The organism is Cytobacillus purgationiresistens (assembly GCF_030813235.1).
Classification (GTDB): domain Bacteria; phylum Bacillota; class Bacilli; order Bacillales; family Cytobacillaceae; genus Cytobacillus; species Cytobacillus purgationiresistens.
This window is the reverse complement of record NZ_JAUSUB010000002.1, coordinates 175,102-192,869: the sequence shown is the minus strand read 5'-3', so window position 1 is coordinate 192,869 and position 17,768 is coordinate 175,102. Positions and strand designations below refer to the sequence as shown.

At 34.5% G+C, this 17,768-nt stretch carries 21 protein-coding genes and 2 pseudogenes; 15 read left to right on the top strand and 8 right to left on the bottom strand.

Annotated features, from left to right (window positions below; genetic code table 11):
• The first annotated feature begins 11 nt into the window (after nucleotides 1-11).
• Genes J2S17_RS03505 through J2S17_RS03495 form a run of 3 tightly spaced genes read left to right on the top strand, consistent with a single transcriptional unit; the run spans nucleotide 12 to nucleotide 1,446 of the window.
• Complete coding sequence (locus J2S17_RS03505; RefSeq protein WP_307471968.1) at nucleotides 12-296, top strand: hypothetical protein; 285 nt, start codon at nucleotides 12-14, stop codon at nucleotides 294-296.
• Complete coding sequence (locus tag J2S17_RS03500) at nucleotides 293-532, top strand: phage holin (RefSeq protein WP_307471966.1); 240 nt, start codon at nucleotides 293-295, stop codon at nucleotides 530-532. The genes J2S17_RS03505 and J2S17_RS03500 overlap by 4 nt, the downstream gene beginning before the upstream one ends.
• Nucleotides 533-588: 56 nt before the next feature.
• Complete coding sequence (locus J2S17_RS03495) at nucleotides 589-1,446, top strand: N-acetylmuramoyl-L-alanine amidase (RefSeq protein WP_307471964.1); 858 nt, start codon at nucleotides 589-591, stop codon at nucleotides 1,444-1,446.
• Nucleotides 1,447-1,562: 116 nt separating this feature from the next.
• On the opposite strand, the gene J2S17_RS03490 is transcribed toward J2S17_RS03495, so the two are convergent.
• Together J2S17_RS03490 and J2S17_RS03485 are read right to left on the bottom strand one after the other, a co-directional pair.
• Nucleotides 1,563-2,444: a GNAT family N-acetyltransferase gene (locus tag J2S17_RS03490; RefSeq protein ID WP_307471962.1), complete on the bottom strand. Its 882-nt coding sequence runs from the start codon at nucleotides 2,442-2,444 to the stop codon at nucleotides 1,563-1,565.
• Between the two features lie 440 nt (nucleotides 2,445-2,884).
• The gene (locus J2S17_RS03485; protein ID WP_307471960.1) at nucleotides 2,885-4,411 is read right to left on the bottom strand and encodes a cell wall-binding repeat-containing protein; all 1,527 of its coding nucleotides are present in this window, start codon (nucleotides 4,409-4,411) and stop codon (nucleotides 2,885-2,887) included.
• Between the two features lie 120 nt (nucleotides 4,412-4,531).
• Here J2S17_RS03485 and J2S17_RS03480 point away from each other — a divergent pair, with 120 nt between their 5' ends.
• Nucleotides 4,532-5,911 carry a fibronectin type III domain-containing protein gene (locus J2S17_RS03480; RefSeq protein WP_307471957.1) on the top strand — a complete coding sequence of 460 codons (1,380 nt, stop codon included), beginning with the start codon at nucleotides 4,532-4,534 and terminating at the stop codon, nucleotides 5,909-5,911.
• Between the two features lie 658 nt (nucleotides 5,912-6,569).
• On the opposite strand, the gene J2S17_RS03475 is transcribed toward J2S17_RS03480, so the two are convergent.
• Nucleotides 6,570-6,935, bottom strand: a complete 366-nt coding sequence (locus tag J2S17_RS03475; RefSeq protein ID WP_307471955.1) for a YhjD family protein — start codon at nucleotides 6,933-6,935, stop codon at nucleotides 6,570-6,572.
• Between the two features lie 2 nt (nucleotides 6,936-6,937).
• A complete protein-coding gene (locus J2S17_RS03470) occupies nucleotides 6,938-7,267 on the bottom strand; it encodes a YolD-like family protein (RefSeq protein WP_307471952.1) in 330 nt (109 codons plus the stop codon).
• Nucleotides 7,268-7,371: 104 nt separating this feature from the next.
• Here J2S17_RS03470 and J2S17_RS03465 point away from each other — a divergent pair, with 104 nt between their 5' ends.
• On the top strand, nucleotides 7,372-7,596 hold the full coding sequence (locus tag J2S17_RS03465) for a hypothetical protein (protein WP_307471950.1): 225 nt from the start codon (nucleotides 7,372-7,374) through the stop codon (nucleotides 7,594-7,596).
• Nucleotides 7,589-7,813: a LexA family protein gene (locus J2S17_RS03460; RefSeq protein WP_307471947.1), complete on the top strand. Its 225-nt coding sequence runs from the start codon at nucleotides 7,589-7,591 to the stop codon at nucleotides 7,811-7,813. The genes J2S17_RS03465 and J2S17_RS03460 overlap by 8 nt, the downstream gene beginning before the upstream one ends.
• A gap of 14 nt (nucleotides 7,814-7,827) precedes the next feature.
• Here the strand turns inward: J2S17_RS03460 and J2S17_RS03455 are convergent, their stop codons facing one another.
• Both J2S17_RS03455 and J2S17_RS03450 read right to left on the bottom strand, forming a co-directional pair.
• Nucleotides 7,828-8,388 (bottom strand): hypothetical protein, encoded by a 561-nt coding sequence (locus J2S17_RS03455; RefSeq protein WP_307471945.1) that lies wholly within the window; start codon nucleotides 8,386-8,388, stop codon nucleotides 7,828-7,830.
• A gap of 2 nt (nucleotides 8,389-8,390) precedes the next feature.
• The gene (locus J2S17_RS03450) at nucleotides 8,391-8,594 is read right to left on the bottom strand and encodes a helix-turn-helix transcriptional regulator (RefSeq protein WP_307471941.1); all 204 of its coding nucleotides are present in this window, start codon (nucleotides 8,592-8,594) and stop codon (nucleotides 8,391-8,393) included.
• A 327-nt stretch (nucleotides 8,595-8,921) separates the two neighbouring features.
• Between J2S17_RS03450 and J2S17_RS03445 the strand changes: the two genes are divergently transcribed.
• From J2S17_RS03445 to J2S17_RS03435, 3 genes are read left to right on the top strand one after another with little or no spacing between them, the layout of a single operon-like run.
• Complete coding sequence (locus J2S17_RS03445; protein WP_307471939.1) at nucleotides 8,922-10,169, top strand: FtsK/SpoIIIE domain-containing protein; 1,248 nt, start codon at nucleotides 8,922-8,924, stop codon at nucleotides 10,167-10,169.
• Entirely contained in the window at nucleotides 10,096-10,686 is a 591-nt protein-coding gene (locus J2S17_RS03440) for a replication-relaxation family protein (RefSeq protein ID WP_307471938.1), read from the top strand. The genes J2S17_RS03445 and J2S17_RS03440 overlap by 74 nt, the downstream gene beginning before the upstream one ends.
• A gap of 14 nt (nucleotides 10,687-10,700) precedes the next feature.
• Nucleotides 10,701-11,099 carry a hypothetical protein gene (locus J2S17_RS03435; RefSeq protein ID WP_307471936.1) on the top strand — a complete coding sequence of 133 codons (399 nt, stop codon included), beginning with the start codon at nucleotides 10,701-10,703 and terminating at the stop codon, nucleotides 11,097-11,099.
• Here J2S17_RS03435 and J2S17_RS03430 read toward each other — a convergent pair.
• Entirely contained in the window at nucleotides 11,091-11,900 is an 810-nt protein-coding gene (locus J2S17_RS03430; protein ID WP_307472212.1) for a helix-turn-helix domain-containing protein, read from the bottom strand. The genes J2S17_RS03435 and J2S17_RS03430 overlap by 9 nt on opposite strands.
• Before the next feature lie 183 nt (nucleotides 11,901-12,083).
• Here J2S17_RS03430 and J2S17_RS03425 point away from each other — a divergent pair, with 183 nt between their 5' ends.
• Nucleotides 12,084-12,239 carry a hypothetical protein gene (locus J2S17_RS03425; protein ID WP_307472223.1) on the top strand — a complete coding sequence of 52 codons (156 nt, stop codon included), beginning with the start codon at nucleotides 12,084-12,086 and terminating at the stop codon, nucleotides 12,237-12,239.
• A 46-nt stretch (nucleotides 12,240-12,285) separates the two neighbouring features.
• On the opposite strand, the gene J2S17_RS03420 is transcribed toward J2S17_RS03425, so the two are convergent.
• The gene (locus J2S17_RS03420; protein WP_307471934.1) at nucleotides 12,286-12,777 is read right to left on the bottom strand and encodes an antibiotic biosynthesis monooxygenase family protein; all 492 of its coding nucleotides are present in this window, start codon (nucleotides 12,775-12,777) and stop codon (nucleotides 12,286-12,288) included.
• A gap of 243 nt (nucleotides 12,778-13,020) precedes the next feature.
• On the opposite strand from J2S17_RS03420, the gene hemE reads away from it, so the two are divergent.
• The 5 genes and pseudogenes from hemE (at nucleotide 13,021) to J2S17_RS03395 (ending at nucleotide 17,767) form a co-directional block, all read left to right on the top strand.
• The gene (hemE, locus tag J2S17_RS03415; RefSeq protein ID WP_307471932.1) at nucleotides 13,021-14,067 is read left to right on the top strand and encodes a uroporphyrinogen decarboxylase; all 1,047 of its coding nucleotides are present in this window, start codon (nucleotides 13,021-13,023) and stop codon (nucleotides 14,065-14,067) included.
• A gap of 51 nt (nucleotides 14,068-14,118) precedes the next feature.
• On the top strand, nucleotides 14,119-15,057 hold the full coding sequence (gene hemH / locus J2S17_RS03410) for a ferrochelatase (RefSeq protein WP_307471931.1): 939 nt from the start codon (nucleotides 14,119-14,121) through the stop codon (nucleotides 15,055-15,057).
• 83 nt (nucleotides 15,058-15,140) lie between these two features.
• Nucleotides 15,141-15,281 (top strand): annotated as a pseudogene (locus J2S17_RS03405) (IS1595 family transposase); the annotation flags it as partial.
• Nucleotides 15,282-15,311: 30 nt separating this feature from the next.
• Nucleotides 15,312-16,223: a tetratricopeptide repeat protein gene (locus tag J2S17_RS03400; RefSeq protein WP_307471930.1), complete on the top strand. Its 912-nt coding sequence runs from the start codon at nucleotides 15,312-15,314 to the stop codon at nucleotides 16,221-16,223.
• 296 nt (nucleotides 16,224-16,519) lie between these two features.
• A pseudogene (locus tag J2S17_RS03395) lies at nucleotides 16,520-17,767 on the top strand (IS3 family transposase).
• Nucleotide 17,768: the final 1 nt, after the last annotated feature.

Below are 17,768 nucleotides of genomic sequence, written 5' to 3'. Positions count from 1 at the left end.
AGTGATCATCATTGACCATTGAACTAGGGGTACTAATTGCAATTGGGGGCTTGTTACTAAGCCTCCTTACTTTACAATTCAATAAGAGTAAAGAAACCAAGAATGATATCAAACATAATACAAGAATTGAAACTAGATTGGACCATATCGTTCAAGGTGTAGAGGATATCAAAGTTGACTTTAGAACAAACGAGAAACGAATGAATGATTTTGGAGAGCGTGTTACTCGTGTGGAGGAATCCACCAAGCAAGCCCATCGACGTATCGATCAAATTAAACGGGAGGAATCAAAATGATTAAAGATGTAGTTGCTCAAATCGTAGGTTTTTTATCAGCGATTATGCTGTTTCTAGGGACGCTAAATATCCAGTTTCAATGGCTTACAGAGTCGAGTATTAACGCATTTGGTGTAGTTTTATCAGCAGGAATATTTCTTGGTGTAAACTTGTACACCATTTATAAAAACCATTATGGATTTACGGATAAGGCTAAACAACAAAAAGCTTGGCTGGAAAAAGAAAATCTTAAATAAGCTGCCCTAAAGGGTGGCTTTTTTATATAAAAAACAAAATAAGGGAGTGGATTGGGATGGTAAAATTTTTTATTGATCCAGGACATGGAGGCACAGACCCGGGGGCAGTTGGTAACAGTCTTTATGAAAAACAATTAACATTATCAATGTCATTGAAAATAAAAGCTTATTTGGAAGAATATGAAGATGTAGAGATTAAAATGAGCCGTACAGGCGACCAAACACGTTCATTAAAACAGCGAACAGATGAAGCAAACGCATGGGGAGCTGATGTTTTTGTATCGCCGCATGTAAATGCTGGTGGCGGTGAAGGGTATGAGGATTTCGTTTATCCTGGCGTTAAAGGAATAACGCTTGAAATCCAAGATGCAATTCACGATGCTGTTATTAAAGAAACAGGCTTTAATGATCGAGGACAAAAAAAAGGAAATTTACACGTGTTGCGAGAAAGCCATATGCCGGCTATCCTTACAGAGAACGGATTTATTGACCGTAAATCTGACGCAGACAATTTAAAGCAATCAGCGTTCATTAACAAGATTGCCCGCGGTCATGTTAATGGTTTAGTCAAAGTATATAAGTTGAAAAAGAAAAAGGAATCAGAATCTAAGCCAAATACTTCATCTAAGACTTACAGGATTGCAAAAGGCGATACATTTTATTCTTTGGCCAAGAAATACAATACAACAGTCTCTAATTTAAGAAAGTTAAATCCAGGCATCGATGAGAAAAATCTTCAAATTGGCCAAAATGTTAAAGTAGCCTCCACAACAAAATATCACACTGTTAAATCAGGTGACACTGTTTCACAATTGGCCAAGAAACATGGCAGCACGATTAAACAAATTCGTGACTGGAACAAGCTAGATTCAAAATATACTATCTACCCTAATCAAAAGTTAAGAGTGAAATAATAAATACCCCCTCTAAATTGAGAGGGGGCTCTTAAACTAAAGCACCCGTTAGTTGAAGAAGAAAAGCGAAGTTTATTAAACTTAATGGGGAGTTTCCTCCAATTTTTAATTAGAGTTCAATTATTATTTGTATTTTTAAGACGATGAAATGATTTTGTTTGAGCAAATTGTTCAAACCCAATAGACTTGTAAAATTCATAGGTATCCGGGGAAGTACAAACAACAATTGCAGTTTTTGCTCCTTTTTCACTCAACGCATTGAGAGCAAGCTTACAAACCGAGTTAGCTAACCCCATTCTCCAAAATCCCGGATCCGTTCCCACAGGTTCCAGTAATCCAACCTTGTTAACTTCATCAAACCAAATTAAACAAAATGCTACTAACTCGCCATTTGGGGATTCTATTACCCAATCAAGAGATGAATCGTAAGGATAGGCATTCATAACATTCAAGTAACTTTCTTCTGTGACTCTTAATGATTGAAATGCAGCCCTATGTACTGCCACTCGTTTCTTTAAATCTTCAGAGCCCTTGATATGTCGAGCTTTAAACTTATCAGGCAATTTAACAGGGAAAGGACAGCTATCTAATGAAATTTTTGATAGGACTTCAGGAGTTTCTTCTACTGGGTTGAATAAAGAATCTTCTAAGGCTGAAATAAGATGAGACTCAGTTTCTAGGACGGTTACCCTTTGTTCATTGGTTTCAGTTATTTTATCAAACCAATCAATGACATCCTTAGATAATTCAGTAAAATTAGGGTCAACTTGAAACATTAAACTGCCAGGTAGTTTTATCCATCCCCAAGCCACTGGTTTATCATCCATTTCCCAAATTGCAGTAATCCATTCATCCTCACGCCCAGCGTGTCGATGGCGTTGCCAAGCTAAATCGCCAATATGGTAATTAGATTCCAGTGTCCATATAGCTTGTGTAAGTTTCTGCATTCGTTTTAAATCACTTGAATCTATATAAGTTCGAATGACAGGTTTACTCATTAATTTAATCTCCTCGATTCTTCTTGGTAATTGCAACTATCTTTTTGATATTCTTCCTATGGCCTCCGCTTTAAAAAGATCGTATTTAATCATCTTAAACTAACCGCAATGACTGTCCCTAAAATTGAACTCTCCCTTTTTCCATCAAACATTCACCTATTGATATTCAATAAAGATTTAATTATTCCTTCTTCAAATAACCTGCCCTTTAGTTATAAAAGCCCTTCTCATTCGAGAGGGGCTTATAAATCTTCTTCCGTTAATTGCTGTATAATTAATCCGTAATAAAACGCGAGTTTCTTCATCATAACTTAATTTGGAATTCGTAGTTGGAATGGCTTGGATGCTAACTATACAATTCGTATTGGACAAGTTTTAAGAGTAAAATAAAATTATTAAAAGCCAAGGCCCATTTGTAATCAGGTCTTGGCTTTTAAATTTTACTTAATTAAGCTATTAATTCTTTGCTCGATTTCATTTGAAACAGATAAAGGTCCGCCTAAAATATAGACATTATCTAAATTACTTTTATTTGCTACTAGATAAGAATCAACAACATTTGGTAAAGATTCGGGCTGAGTTAATAATATATGGTATCCTCTCATTGCTGCAAGTGGTGCACCAATCATTCCATCAGGGTAATTCATTCCGTTTGTAATTACAAATTTATTAGTAGTTACCATAAAGTAATTTGCAACATTAACAGATATCTCAAATCTACTATTTCCATTTATTCTATCGACATTCGCATACGTAGCAAGCTTAGCTTCTGCATTTTCAGAAACAGATAAAGGTCCTCCTACTATAACAATATTTTTAATTTGAGGGTTTTGACTTAAGTAGTTATCTACTGAAGAATGGAGTTTATCAGCATTACCAGTTAATAGAATGGGTATTTTTCTTTGACCGGCTACAGATGCCACTGATAACATGTCTCCAATTGCGTTTCCATTTACCACAATTGCTGTGTCTGTTGATTCATCAACTATTCTTTTAGCTGTATCAACTGCATTAGTATATCTACTATCTCCTGCAATTCTTTCGATTGACTTTATACCAAGCTGCTTAAGTTCATTTTCAACCTCGTTAGTTACAGACAATACACCACCTAAAATTATTGCATTAGAAGGCTTAAGTCTCTGTATTTCAGATTTAACTGCATTTGGTAAGGCATCTGACGGTGTCACTAAGATTGGAGCTTGTTCTTTTACTGCAAGATTAACAGCTGGGATAATATCACCATATGCTTCACCATTAGCAATGATTACTGTCGATGAATTAAAGCCCCATGAAGACAATTCTTTACTTACGTTAGCAGAAACCTCGTATCGACTGTTTCCACCTAGTCTTTTTATTCCTGGTGAGACTACCTGACGAGAATCTAGTATGGAGTTTTGATTCAATTCAGCATAAAAATCAACAAAGTTATGACCAAACCCTACATTTACCTTTTTAGAGAAGTTATTTTCTATAACGATAGGGTTTCCATTAAATTGTGTAACAGATGCAATTGTTGCATTAGTTGAACCTGTAACTGTGGTATCTAGTGCACCTTTTGTTAAGCGAAGGTAGTAATCGGGTTTAGATATATTCATTGTTGGAAGTACTGTAGATGAACTATCACTAAAACTTAAACCACTTAGAGTAATATTATAGTTTATAAAAGCTTCTTCCCCTGAGTGGAATGAAATTGTATATGTTCCAGGGGGAATCACGTCACCACTCACATAGATGACATTGTCTGGTGATGTAATATAATATTCTATTGGATTATTTTCAGTCTGATCTTTTACTGTAAGAGTACCTTTTGCTGTAGTTGAGAAAGTGTATGTATTTGATACTTGGTAATTTACTTTTCCTTTATAAGTTAAAGAAGTAGCAGCTTTTGTAAATGATTCGTCCAATAAGAATATACTAGAAATAAAAGTTATAAAGGTAATTAAAATAATTTTATTGAAAAACCTCAATGGTATTTCCTCCTTAATATTACAAATATGTTATTGACTTGATACAATTGATAATATAACATAATTTTTGTTGCATTATAATAATAAAATTAATTATTTTCATGAAGGATGTGGGATAAATTGTTAAAAAAGATACTCCTTTTTTTATCTTTTTGTTTCTTTTTTGCTAATTCTAATAATATACTAGCTGAAAGCAATTGGGATATTACTGTGTCGCCTACCGATTCTACTATTAAATTAAGTTGGAACGAAGTAGGTTATGAATACGAGATATACTTAGAAGATTATAAACAAGATGTATTAATCTGGGAAGGGAAAGAAAACAAACACACAATAAATAATTTAGAACCTGATCATATATATAAGTATAAAATTGTTGCTTATAATGAAAAAAAAGAAATAATAGATTTTGTAAGGGTTAATACAGCTACTAATAAAATTGTGTCTTTTAATAAAGGGGCTTTTTCCACATTAAATAATGTAACTGGCAACCAAAAATCGAATGAAGAAGTTAAGGAGAGCATATTAAACGATGCTACAGTAGAAGCTGTTATTGGAAAAGATGAAGTGAAATTCACTTGGGGAAATCTCCCTAATGATTACGATACATATGAAGTTTACAAAAATGCAGAATTAGTTGGGCAAGTATCTGCAGGTGAATATATTGATAAAAATATAGAACCAGGTAAAGAATATTCATATGAATTTAGAGGATACAAAAAACTGAGTGAGAAAGAAATTTCGGAGTTGAAAGAAAAAGCAGAAGAAGAAAATGTGAAGTTTAATAGTAAGCAAGAAAAGGAACTCTCTAAAAAGCCTTATTCTATTGGTTATAACATTAAAACATTAGAAGATAATTTAGAAGATAATATTAAAAAAAATGAAGTCGAATTAGATATGAATATTAATCCCTTTTCAGCTGGAATATCACCTGCTATAGAATATAGACCTGGTTATATATTAATTTATAAAACATTCATTCCAATGAATCGTGCACCTAATCCAATATCTAAAGTATCGAAATATAAAACCTTTCATGGTGACGGTAGAGTATACCCTAATTTTTTCTCAGATCAATATAGAACAAAATCTACAGTGGCCGTAATTTTTGGACCAAAGACTAGATTTCTTCATTTGGAAAAAGATGTGAGCAGGACATATGGTTATGATGCAAAAGGAAAACAAAATGGTAGTGCTAAGGAACCGAATACAGGGATGAAATTAACTAATACTAAAACCGGGAGTGATTGGGCTTCTTACACTTATAAACATGCAGTTAAAATCCCACTTATCGTCTCTCCACCAATTGATTATGATTATACAGCTAAAATTTATAAGAATGGTAGCTATAGGATAGAAGGATATCATGATACCGCGCCTTCACATGAACTACATATAGGCACTTATCCAGGAGATTCAAGAGCTCTAGTCTTCTTTGATAAGCATAGAAACTTCTTTGATTTATTTGGTATTGGTATTAATTATGTCGTGTATGGCTAAAAAAGTTAATTTTTAAGTAATATGATTTATATAATGTATATAACTAGGAAACTTTTAACGCCAATGGCTATCACATTTATTGCTGTTTTTTATTTGCTTTTTAATCTCCAGGATATTGAATACTCACTGGCTTGGGTTATTGGGATTTTTATTGTAATGTACTGTTATGCATTACCAGTTTCTCTATTTTCAGATTTTATTTTGAAAATATATCTGTTAAAAAGAATAGTTGGATTGATAATATATACATTATTTTCCATTTCAGCTATTGTGATGTTTTATTTAATATATAATGACTACTCTGATATAATAAGTCTCCTATTCTTGGAATCTGCGGCCGTGGTTCTTATAATAGTAATTATTTATTGGACGATAGATGAGCTATTACGATTTATTTATATAAAAATAAATTTGAAAATAAATACAATAAATTAAAAGCCCTCTATCTCTTAGAGGGTTTTGACTTCTAGGAAGAAATACTTAGGTATAGATTTAAAATCTAATTTATTTCTAAATTAATAACTTTTTAGCCCTCTATTGTTTCTATAAAGTACAACGATTCCATTTAATTTAATTTGTCCACTTGTCTAATACAATGACCTCACTTTCACTTGTGGAAATATTATAAGTGACTCCTTTCTCAACAAAACCTAATAGTTCAAAGTTCGACGAAATCTTGATTGAAATAATAATTTAATAATTCTTCGCATTTATTCTTAAGTCGTGGATTAAAGTAATTATGCTGTTCCTCAAATCCCTTATATAGAAATGAAAACATGGTGAAGGTATCATCACGACTAACTTGATGAACCTTCATATTACCTTTCCTCATCTTAACCCTTACTTCTTTTTGGTCCCTCTGCACCTTCTTCAGTGCATTTTCCACAAGCGTAAGATAAGGACGATTAATTTTAAATGGTGCCTTCTCAATAATCTGCAAATCACGTTCAAGAATAATGACTATCATGGGTAAGTATATGGCCTGCTCAATAATATTGCGGTCATTTTCAGGTATCCTAGTCATAATTAAACCCTTTCGACAGAAGTAATATCTTCGATCAGTATATAGATTTTCTCTTCGTTAACCTCAAATCTAATCTGCATTTTAACCATATCGACAGTATCAACAATCCCAGTTGAGTGTTTAAAAAATCCATTTTTCCAAGTAGTTATTTTTATAGGAAGGGTGTATTGGAGAGACTCCATGACAATGATTTGGATTTCCTCGAGCTCTTGTTCATCCAGCTGCGGCTTTGCTTGTTTATTTGAATCTGTTTGTATATCTCCAAGTAGTTTGACATGCTCTGGCATAAAAAACGCACCCTGCCATTTCATTTTTCCACGGTCACGAATCATAAATCCATCTCCTTATATAATTATTATATACAAACATTTGTTCTAAAATCAACTTGAAATAGAACGGTTGTTCCTATAATATTATATTTAAGGAGCTGATAATGATGAATCATTTGTTTAAATACTCAATTGAGGGAAGTAATACAATCAATTTAATTTATATTAACAACAAAGGGGAATTAACTTATAGATCAGTAATAGTGAGAAAAATAAATGTCGATAGTATTCTTGCTTATGATTTGAAAAAACAACAATTGAGGACATTTACTTTTGATGGGGTATTATCAGTTGCTAAACCAACGAGACAAAGAGGGGTCAGTAATGCATAACAAACTTACGAAGAGACAAAAAGAGACTTTGGATGCTGTTATCAATTATGTAAATGAAAACAATTATTCTCCATCTTATAGAGAAATAGCTAAGGAATTAGGTCTTGCTTCCTCTTCCACAGTGAGTGGAATATTACATTCATTAAGAAAGAAAGGTTTCGTCTGCTGGGAAGAAGGGCAGCCGAGAACATTAAGGATATTAAAAACCGCCTCGTAATGAGACGGTTATTTTTATTCTGTCTTCATAAATTTAATTGCAATTGCTCCAATATCAGCTTTAAATGTCATTGAAACTTTATAACCATTTTCTTCATAATAAAATTCTTCCTCTTCACTATTCATTATGTTTAAAAAGTGATCACTGAATTGTTTTACATCATCAAATAGAACATCTGCAATCGCATAGCTTGATGCTATTCCAGGTGTAGAATACTCAGTAGTTCCATCATTAATAATTTTTTTTAAGTTTCCAACACTATAAACTTGGTATCCGATAATATTTTTATCATTATCATAAAAAACTTCAAGAGTAAACATAGTTGTTGTTTCATCACTTATGCTATTATCTAATATTCTTTTAAAACCATAACCATCCTTAGTTCTCTCTATTTCTTGAAAATTTGAGGGATTAAGCTGGTTAATAAGAAGGTTAGAATTTTCTTCGAGAGTTTTAGCAGCCTTATTATATGAGCTTACAAAAATCTCGAGCTCATCGACCTCTTCTCCTGATGTTTCAATATTAGAGCATCCTGCTAAAAATAATAAGCAGATCAGTAAAATTATTTTTTTCAAGTTTATGATTCCTCCCATTCAATCAAATCATCGACAGAAACATTGAGTTTTTTAGCGATTATACCACTTTGTATTAGTGATGGTTGAGTTTTATTTTGTCTCCATTTTGAAAATGTTTGTTCAGATACCTCGCATGCTTTTGCCACATGTTTATTTTTTAACCCCTGCTCTTCCATCCAGTAATCTATTCGATTTCCTTTAATCATATGTATTTTCACATCCTTATACTACTATTTCTTGAAATTGCGTTTAATTTCCTTTAATGAATAGCTTCATAAAAATTAAAGAAAAATTTCATGTACATGCAATATTCAAGTCATTCGCCCATATACATTTACTATTCCAGATGAATATTCCAATTAAAATTCTAGGCTAGTATTCCAAAAGGAATAGTTGAAATCCTGTCATAACGATGGTTCAAGGTAGACTATCGATATTCCTTTTAAATGGGACTATTCTACGAATATACAAAGGGAAGGGTGGTGCTACATGTGATAGCAGAAGTCATTTCATCAGCGCTCGTTGGTGGAGTAGTGGGAGCATCTTATTTATACAAATTGGGGATGGGAGGGAATGATACTCAGAAGTTTGTCCGCATAGCTGATAATGCAGGGCTTGTATCAAAGGATGGGAGTAAGATACGTATTCACAGAAGAACGGTCAAAGAAAACTATGTAGAGTATGTGTTTCAACTTCCACAAGGATTGTCAGTTAATGATTTTCAACTAAAATTGGATCATTTTCAAGATGGTATTAATGCAAAGACTAAGTTACCAGATATCAATCTCAGTGATGTTAAAAGCATTAACCTTAAAACTAATCCAATTCTTCAAATTAGAGAAATACTTCAGAAAAAGAAAGAGCAGATAAAGGATATAGAGCTTTCGTTTGATGGGATGTTGAAGTTTAAAGTTTGGACTGCGCCATTAACTAATAATTTCCTTTATGAAAAAGAGTTATTTAAAAAGGTTAGTGGTTGGGAAGTTCCTGTCGGTATCACTAGAGAAAAATTAATAAAGCACAATTTTGAAACTGAATATAACTTAATTGTTGCTGGGAGTCCTGGGTATGGAAAGACAGTATTCCTAAAGAATATCATCACTACTCTAACAGCACGTCAAATAAAGAATGTTAATTTCTTTCTAATTGATCTTAAGGGAGGCTTAGCATTTAACCGATTCAAATGGTTAGAGCAAGTTAGAGGGCTTGCAAAAGATAAAAAGGAAGCGTTAAAGATATTAAAACAAGCACAATCCATGATGAATGAGCGTATAAATTTCTTGCTTCAAAGAGGGTATGAAGATGTAGCTGAAGCTGGTTTTCCTGAACGATATTTTGTTGTAATTGATGAAGCTGCCGATATAGCAAATGATAAAGACTGTCAGGAGCTTATCGAGGATATTTGCCGTAGAGGAAGGGGGGCAGGTTTTAGGACTGTCTATTGTACTCAATACCCTTCTAATCAAGCTATAAGCTCACAGGTGCGTCAAACAGTAAATGCACAAGTATGTTTCAGATTAAGAACTGCCGCAGCTAGTAGAGCTGTGTTAGATGCAGATGGGGCGGAAATTTTACCTAGGATACCAGGGAGAGCAATCTATTGGGCTGATGAAAGAAGTGTAGTCCAGACACCATATATTACAAATAAATTTATTGATAAAACAATCAAACCGAATATCACCTATAGAGCGAGAAAGGATGATGACTATGTTAGCAACTTTAACAAAGGAGCAAAGGCACGAAAATATACTCTTGAGCTTGAAGAAATTGGGCTTTCTTAGTCGTTCACAAATACAAAAGTTACATCGTTTAGGCGGTACCAGAAATGCTAATCGAGTGTTAAAAGCCTTATCAGATTATCTCAATGTGGTCCGTTTAAATGAAAATATATATTATCTAAATGCAGAAGGACGGCAAAGGGTTGGGTCAACAAAAGTGCTGAAAAAGACTCATCAAATCACCCATCATTTAATGCGAAATTCCCTATACCTTTCTTATGGATGTCCGTCCACATGGAAAAGTGAGATTAAGTTATCAGTAAAGGATGAAGTGACAGTTATTGCTGATGCTGTTTTTACTATGGCCAATACCTTCCACATTATTGAGGTAGACAACGAACAAAAAATGTCAATGAATAAGGTGAAAATCGAGAAATACAAAAGGCTTATAGAATTAAAAGTGTTTGAAAAACAGCCTAAATTTATTTGGATCACGACAACCGATTATAGAAAAAAACAACTTTTAGCATTATCAGATGGATTGCAGACTCGAATCTACTTGGCCAACGAATTTAATTAAAAGGAGCGATTATTATGTTCAAAAAGACAAAGACGATGAGCATCAAAGAATTTATGAACAGTCCAGCAGTTGAGCAAAAGGTCGAGTGGAAACCCATGGTAAAAATATGTGTAGTAGCTGGAGTGACAATTCTATCCCTAACATTCGGTGATGTTTCCTTAGCTTCTGCAGCTGCCATTGATGGTGTAGTAACTGCAAAGGTTATAAATGCCTTTAATCCTTTAGTTGAATTGGTTAAAGCTCTTAGCTACCCAATCTCTCTTGTCGTGATGTTAGGCGGCGGCCTATTCGTTATGATTGGTAATTCAGACAAAGGTTTTGAAATGATTCAGAAAGCTGGTTTAGGCTATATCCTTGTGCAAATGCTTCCGTTACTCATGGATCTACTTGTTGAAATTGCAAAGTCATTGTGAAACGAAATCATGATCAAAATAAAGCTTGTCCATAAGCTTATTTACAATCCCATTGAAGTAGGCAAATTCCCCTTTAATCATCCTCGTGCCTGCTTTCAACTTCATTACAAACTCCTTGAAAGCTTTAACGCCTATTTGAAGCTCTTGATCACCTGTAAATGCTCTTTTATCATTCTCATAATCAATTACTCTATTACACTGTTTAACTACTTTCCAAAACTCTTGTATAGTTTCAGCTTTTGAATAAAAATTACTTGTGAAATCTGCAAATGCTTTTGGAACCCAATGAGCTATAAAATTAGCTGATGATAGTTCCACGGATCTATTACGTTTATTTAATCTTTTATTATTTTGTTTTAAAGAAACAGGTTTTGTTTTAGTAGGACACTTCTCGGACTCTTTAGGCGGTGTCTTGTCGGACACATCATCTTGCACAGGTTGAATGATTATTGCATTTGCAGTTTGCAACATATCCTTTTTACGCTTCATTGATACCTGGCGGATCATGCCGAGGTCTTCTAGTTTCTTCATTAAACGCTGCACGGTTTTATAAGAGAGTTCTAGCTTGTCGGCAATCGTATTTTTAGACATATAGCTCACACCTAATTGCTTGCAACTGTGACGTTTTAAAAGCTCCAGTAATGCAATAAGTCTAACCTGTACGTCAGAACGCTTTACAGTGGCTCTTATGATGTCTTTATTTGTACGGATAGTCTTATTCATGCCTTCTATATCTTTAAAAGTGGAAAGGTTAATATATGATTCTTCATTTGCTATTACGTCAATACATTTCTTCATAATAAATGTCTCCCCAAGGAAACAAAAAAGCAACGATTCACCTGGCATACAAACCGTTGCTAAGAACCCTAGAATGTACTAAACTACATTTAGGGTACAGCAAATGTTTGCCTAGGGCATTAGGCGAACGGTATAAGTGTGTTGGTAGCACTTCTTATACACGCTGTGCTCTTTTGTTTTTATATTATGTCTTACATTGGCGGAGGTACAATTATTCCATGGGCAATCATCCCTGTTGCTGCCATTTGTAATGTTGATGTATTTGAACTTGCAAGAAGAAATTTTTTACCTGTGGTAATCGGACTTGCTGCAACAACAATTGTGGCAATGTTCTTAATATAAAAAATAGCTCCTTCTCTGTGAAGGGGCTATTTCGTTATTGTTCAACCTATTCTTCATCTTTTTGTATATAATACTTTGCAGCATATGCTGGTGACGATAGCAGTTGGGTGTACTCAGTTCCCGATTGCATGTCCTTATATGCATCAGTCGCCTCCCAATCTTTGAAATGAGTCTCTTTGTCCCAGATGGTGAGTATAAGGAATGTGTTCGTTTTCAAGGGTTCTAGCACTCGTACTGCTTGTAGTCCAGACAGATGAGCTAACTTCTCAGAAAGATTTTTATTATTGTATTCAAAGATCGGCTTTGCTTCGTCAGTGAGGGGAATATAATTAAAAACGGCAAACCCGCCGTTTCGCAAAGTGCCCTCTGAGTTGATGATTTTAAAAGATCTTGGTTGTTGAAATATGCTTTTTCCTGGTGTTTCATGGACTAATAATGTGTCTTGCGCATTCTGCATCATCACCATTGGTTTCTTAGTATGCTTCTGTTTAATGATGCTTAAAAAATTGCGTGTTCCACTCGTAATATATAAATTCATCTATGAATCACCTCTTGTTTTTCATTATACCTTTCCTTACAATGAACAGGAAATCTAATGTGAGTAGTTTGAATGAATTAAAAACGTCAATTTTTCGACATTTCCTAGAAGCAACTGTACAACTTTAAATGAAAAAAGTTATAGTAAATTTGGATAGGAGTTATAATAGGCTACAGGTTTCTATTTTTTACATAGATATATTACAATGATATGAGGATAAGTTTCGAAAGGTGGATACTATAAATGTCAATTACAATCAACGATACATTTCTTAAAGCTGCTAGGGGAGAGAGAACGGATTATGTCCCAGTTTGGTATATGAGACAAGCTGGCCGTTCACAACCGGAATATCGAGCGATTAAGGAAAAATATTCGTTATTTGAAATTACTCACCAACCTGAACTTTGTGCATATGTCACAAGGTTGCCGGTGGAGCAATATAACAACGATGCAGCGATTTTGTATAAAGATATTATGACTCCGTTGCCTGCAATTGGAGTGGATGTAGAGATTAAATCCGGGATTGGTCCTGTTATTGATAATCCAATTAAATCACTTGCAGATGTGGAGAAATTGGGAGAAATTGATCCGGAAGAAGATGTACCATATGTTCTCGAGACGATTAAGTTATTAACTAAAGAACAATTAAACGTACCTCTCATAGGTTTTACTGGTGCTCCATTTACTTTAGCAAGCTATATGATTGAAGGCGGACCTTCTAAAAACTATCATAAGACGAAGGCATTTATGTATTCAGAGCCAAAAGCATGGTTTGCATTAATGGATAAACTGGCTGATACGGCGATTTCATATGTAAAGGCACAAATTAAAGCTGGGGCAAAAGCGATTCAGATTTTTGATTCATGGGTTGGTGCATTAAACGTAGAAGATTATCGCTACTATATTAAGCCAGTAATGGAGAGGATTTTTGCATCCTTGAAGGAAGAAAACGTGCCGCTCATTATGTTTGGAGTAGGGGCAAGCCATTTAGTGAAAGAGTGGCATGATCTTCCTTTAGATGTAGTTGGGCTTGACTGGAGATTGCCAATTCAAGAGGCAAGAGCACTGGGCGTTTCCAAACCAGTACAAGGAAATCTTGAGCCAGCGCTGCTGCTTGCGCCTTGGGAAGTAATTGAAGCGAAGACAAAAGCGATTCTTGATCAGGGAATGAAGCAGCCTGGATACATATATAACCTTGGTCATGGTGTATTCCCTGAAGTAAAACCTGAAACGTTGAAAAGGCTTACAGCTTTTGTACATGAGTATTCTGCTGAAAAGATGGCAAAATAGTAAGAGGGAAAAACTGGATGATTTCGAAACAAATGTTAAGAGGTGGACAATTTGGCTAAGAAAAAAATCGGATTATTAGTAATGGCATACGGTACTCCGTATCGGGAAGAAGATATCGAAAGCTATTATACTCATATTAGACATGGAAGAAAACCAACGGATGAAATGCTTGAAGATCTTAAAGGTCGATATGAAGCGATTGGCGGAATCTCTCCTTTAGCTAAGATTACTGAGGATCAAGCTGTGTCATTACAAAATCATTTAAATGAAATTCAAAATGAGTATGAGTTTAAATCCTATATCGGTTTGAAGCATATTGAACCTTTTGTTGAAGATGCTGTTAAGCAAATGCATGAAGATGGCATTGAAGAAGCTGTCAGTATTGTTCTGGCTCCACACTTCTCTACTTTTAGTATTAAATCGTATAATGGGCGTGCCAAAGAAGCAGCAGAAAAGATTGGCGGACCCACTATTACATCGATAGAAAGCTGGTATAATGAGCCGAAATTCATTCAATTTTGGGTGGATGGTGTGAAAGCAGAGATTGACAAAATGACACGAGCTGAAAGAGACAATTATGTTCTAGTTGTATCTGCACATAGCTTACCAGAAAAAATTAAAGAATTGGGTGATCCATACCCTCAGCAGCTTCAAGAAACTGCTGAATTAATTGCTGAACAAGCAGGTGTGAAACACTATGCTGTAGGCTGGCAGAGTGCCGGGAATACTCCCGATCCATGGCTTGGACCAGATGTTCAAGATTTAACTAGAGATCTCTATAATGAAAAAGGCTATGAAGCATTTATTTATACCCCAGTTGGGTTCGTGGCTGATCATTTGGAAGTTCTTTATGATAATGATTATGAATGTAAAGTTGTGACTGATGATATTGGCGCAACTTACTTTAGACCAGAAATGCCAAATGCAAAGCCAGCATTTATCGATGCGATGGCAACCGTCGTATTGAATCATTTACAGCTTAAGAAATAAGACAAAAATAGGCCGTTCCAATCTTTTAGAAGTGAAAGATTAGGACGGCCGCTTTTACATAGAAATGTTTTTTGAGCAGTTGTTATATGAGTTGGTTTCAATTCTTAGAAATTATTAAGCACCGTAACGAAAATACTACTATAAGTAAAATGATTGTGGATAGTTGCTTATTCTCTACTAATGTTACCCATGATAAGATAAGGCTATCAGTCTTTGACCTTTGAATTTAAACTGCAAACAAGAGGGGGAAATATTTGAATATCAATCAAAAAGCAATTGATTTACTTGAAAAAAATGAATATGAAGATGCATTAATGTTATTTCAAAAAGCAGTATACGAAACAAGAAATGTACAATCTTTAACTAATCTTGCTTGGGTATATTGTTATGAAGAATATGATGACACAAAAGCACGTGGTTTAGTGGAAGAAGCAATAAATATGAATTCTACTTCACATTTTCCATATAATTTATTAGGTGAAATTTATATTAGGCAAGAAAAGTGGAAATACGCAAAAGATATTTTACTGAAATCAATCTCTATCTTCCCTTCCAAAACTTCTTATAATAATTTAGCTGTTGCTAATTATCATCTTGGTAACATAAAAGATGCTTCAAAATATTTTCTTCTGGCTTCAGAAAACTCTGATTATGCAATGTATAGTCATGTAAAGTGTTTAATTGAATTAGGAAATATTAGTGATGCAAAACTTAAACTTGATACATTTTCTGAAAATGATGATGAGTTTGTCGGTGAAGTTGATGTGGCGGATTTATATGTAGATTTGGGTTGTTATAAAGAAGCTATAAGATGGTTTGAAAAGGGTTGGAATGTTTATTGGAAACAACCTAATTGGATTAGTCGATATGTTTATTCGATGCTGAAATTAAATAATACAACTCGTTCTCATGAAATACTGAATGAAGTTATCAATCAAAAAATAGAAGAAATTAAAGAAGCATATGAAGAAGAATGCGATGAAGATTGGTCAGAAAACGATAAAGAAGTCAACATTAAAGAGTTACTTGATGAAAAGACAGAGTATGAACAAATGTTTGAACAAATCTCGTCTGGTTATATTCCCATCATGAAATTTGATACATCTATCCAGACAGCATGTTATCTATTTGGTTGCACACGTCATAATCATCCTGAGTATCAATAATAATACATTATAGAAAAAGAACAGGGATTTCCAATAGAAAGTCCCTTTCTTATACACGAATATCAACAATATCAACTAACAGAGCCTTTCTAAAAAAATGTTGTTCGTTTCATAGGTTTTGATTAGATAAACTATTGAAAAAAATTGATTAGAGCGAAAGGGTGCGAGACTCCTGCGGAAGCAGTGGGACAGGTGAGACCCCACAGGAGTGAACTGCACCCCAATCATTGGACACTCAAATGATTGGGGTGCTTTGATGAACAAGACAAAAAAAGTTAGCGGTTCAACTCTATTTATTGGGAAAGTTTTCTTATCATGAGGTTGCCGCATTTTTAGGGAGACAGGAAATCGGTGATGAAGTGGGTAGGATTATACCAAAAACATGGAGAAGAAGCGTTGGCACCAAGAAGTAGTTGTACTTTTTATGATCCATCATTTAAACTGAGTGTATTAAAATATCGTGCAGAAACAGGGGCATCATATTTTACTACTGCGATACACTTTAACTTATCTTCTCCTTATACCGTACAGCGTTGGGATGAGCAGCTTAAAAAAGCAGGTGGAGAAGCCTTTGTTTCCCAAAAGGAAGGACAAACCACTATGCCTAAAAAAGCGAAAACAGAAGAAGAAAAATTAGGAGAACTACAAGCAGAATTAGAACGTTTACGTATGGAAAATGCGTATTTAAAAAAGTTGAATGCCTTAGTTCAAAACAAGGAAAAATCACCAAAAGGGACAAAGCACCAGTAGTCTATGAATTAAGGCATGAATTTCCGGTGACTTCATTACTAAAATTAGCTGGGATTGCACGTAGTACTTATTATTACTTATTGAAGCAAATGAATAGCCCGGATCCAGATGCGAGCTTAAAGGCGGAAATAAAAGCAATAGATAACGAGCATCAGGGCCGTTATGGTTATCGCCGTATTCGAGGTGAATTAAAGAATCGAGGAATAAAAGTTAATCACAAAAAAGGACAACGTATCATGCAAGAGAGGTTTAAAAAGCATCGTCCGTATAAAGAAATATAAGTCTTTTAAAGGGGGAGTTGGGAAAATAGCGCCTCATATTTTAAATCGTCAATTTATAGCGAGTCACCCAAATGAAAAATGGGTGACGGATATCACTCAGTGTAACCTATTAGGAGAAAAGCTGTATTTATCACCTGTACTCGATTTATTTAATGGTGAAATCATCACCTACACCCTTGCCTCTAGATCTACCTATTCATTGGTATCTGAAATGTTAGAGAAAGCCTTTGAGCGTTTACCAAAAGGTCATCCTACGCTTATGATACATTCAGATCAAGGATGGCATTATCAAATGAAACACTATCGAGATAGGTTAAAGGAACGAGGCATTATACAAAGCATGTCACGCAAAGGGAACTGTTATGACAATGCCGTCATGGAGAATTTCTTTGGGATACTAAAATCGGAAATTCGCTACTTAAGAGAATTTGAAAGTGTAGAGCATAACGGATTAAAATAAAATTAAAAGGACTGAGTCCAGTACAATACCGGTCTCAGTCTACAGTTGCATAAA

What these genes read in the sequence shown, in the direction of transcription:
- J2S17_RS03500 (WP_307471966.1), top strand. Translation starts at nt 293, where the DNA reads ATGATTAAAGATGTAGTTGCTCAAATCGTAGGTTTTTTATCAGCGATT.
- J2S17_RS03495 (WP_307471964.1), top strand. Translation starts at nt 589, where the DNA reads ATGGTAAAATTTTTTATTGATCCAGGACATGGAGGCACAGACCCGGGG.
- J2S17_RS03490 (WP_307471962.1), bottom strand. Translation starts at nt 2,444, where the DNA reads ATGAGTAAACCTGTCATTCGAACTTATATAGATTCAAGTGATTTAAAA.
- J2S17_RS03475 (WP_307471955.1), bottom strand. Translation starts at nt 6,935, where the DNA reads ATGACTAGGATACCTGAAAATGACCGCAATATTATTGAGCAGGCCATA.
- J2S17_RS03470 (WP_307471952.1), bottom strand. Translation starts at nt 7,267, where the DNA reads ATGATTCGTGACCGTGGAAAAATGAAATGGCAGGGTGCGTTTTTTATG.
- J2S17_RS03465 (WP_307471950.1), top strand. Translation starts at nt 7,372, where the DNA reads ATGAATCATTTGTTTAAATACTCAATTGAGGGAAGTAATACAATCAAT.
- J2S17_RS03460 (WP_307471947.1), top strand. Translation starts at nt 7,589, where the DNA reads ATGCATAACAAACTTACGAAGAGACAAAAAGAGACTTTGGATGCTGTT.
- J2S17_RS03450 (WP_307471941.1), bottom strand. Translation starts at nt 8,594, where the DNA reads ATGATTAAAGGAAATCGAATAGATTACTGGATGGAAGAGCAGGGGTTA.
- J2S17_RS03440 (WP_307471938.1), top strand. Translation starts at nt 10,096, where the DNA reads ATGTTAGCAACTTTAACAAAGGAGCAAAGGCACGAAAATATACTCTTG.
- J2S17_RS03435 (WP_307471936.1), top strand. Translation starts at nt 10,701, where the DNA reads ATGTTCAAAAAGACAAAGACGATGAGCATCAAAGAATTTATGAACAGT.
- J2S17_RS03425 (WP_307472223.1), top strand. Translation starts at nt 12,084, where the DNA reads ATGTCTTACATTGGCGGAGGTACAATTATTCCATGGGCAATCATCCCT.
- J2S17_RS03420 (WP_307471934.1), bottom strand. Translation starts at nt 12,777, where the DNA reads ATGAATTTATATATTACGAGTGGAACACGCAATTTTTTAAGCATCATT.
- hemE (WP_307471932.1), top strand. Translation starts at nt 13,021, where the DNA reads ATGTCAATTACAATCAACGATACATTTCTTAAAGCTGCTAGGGGAGAG.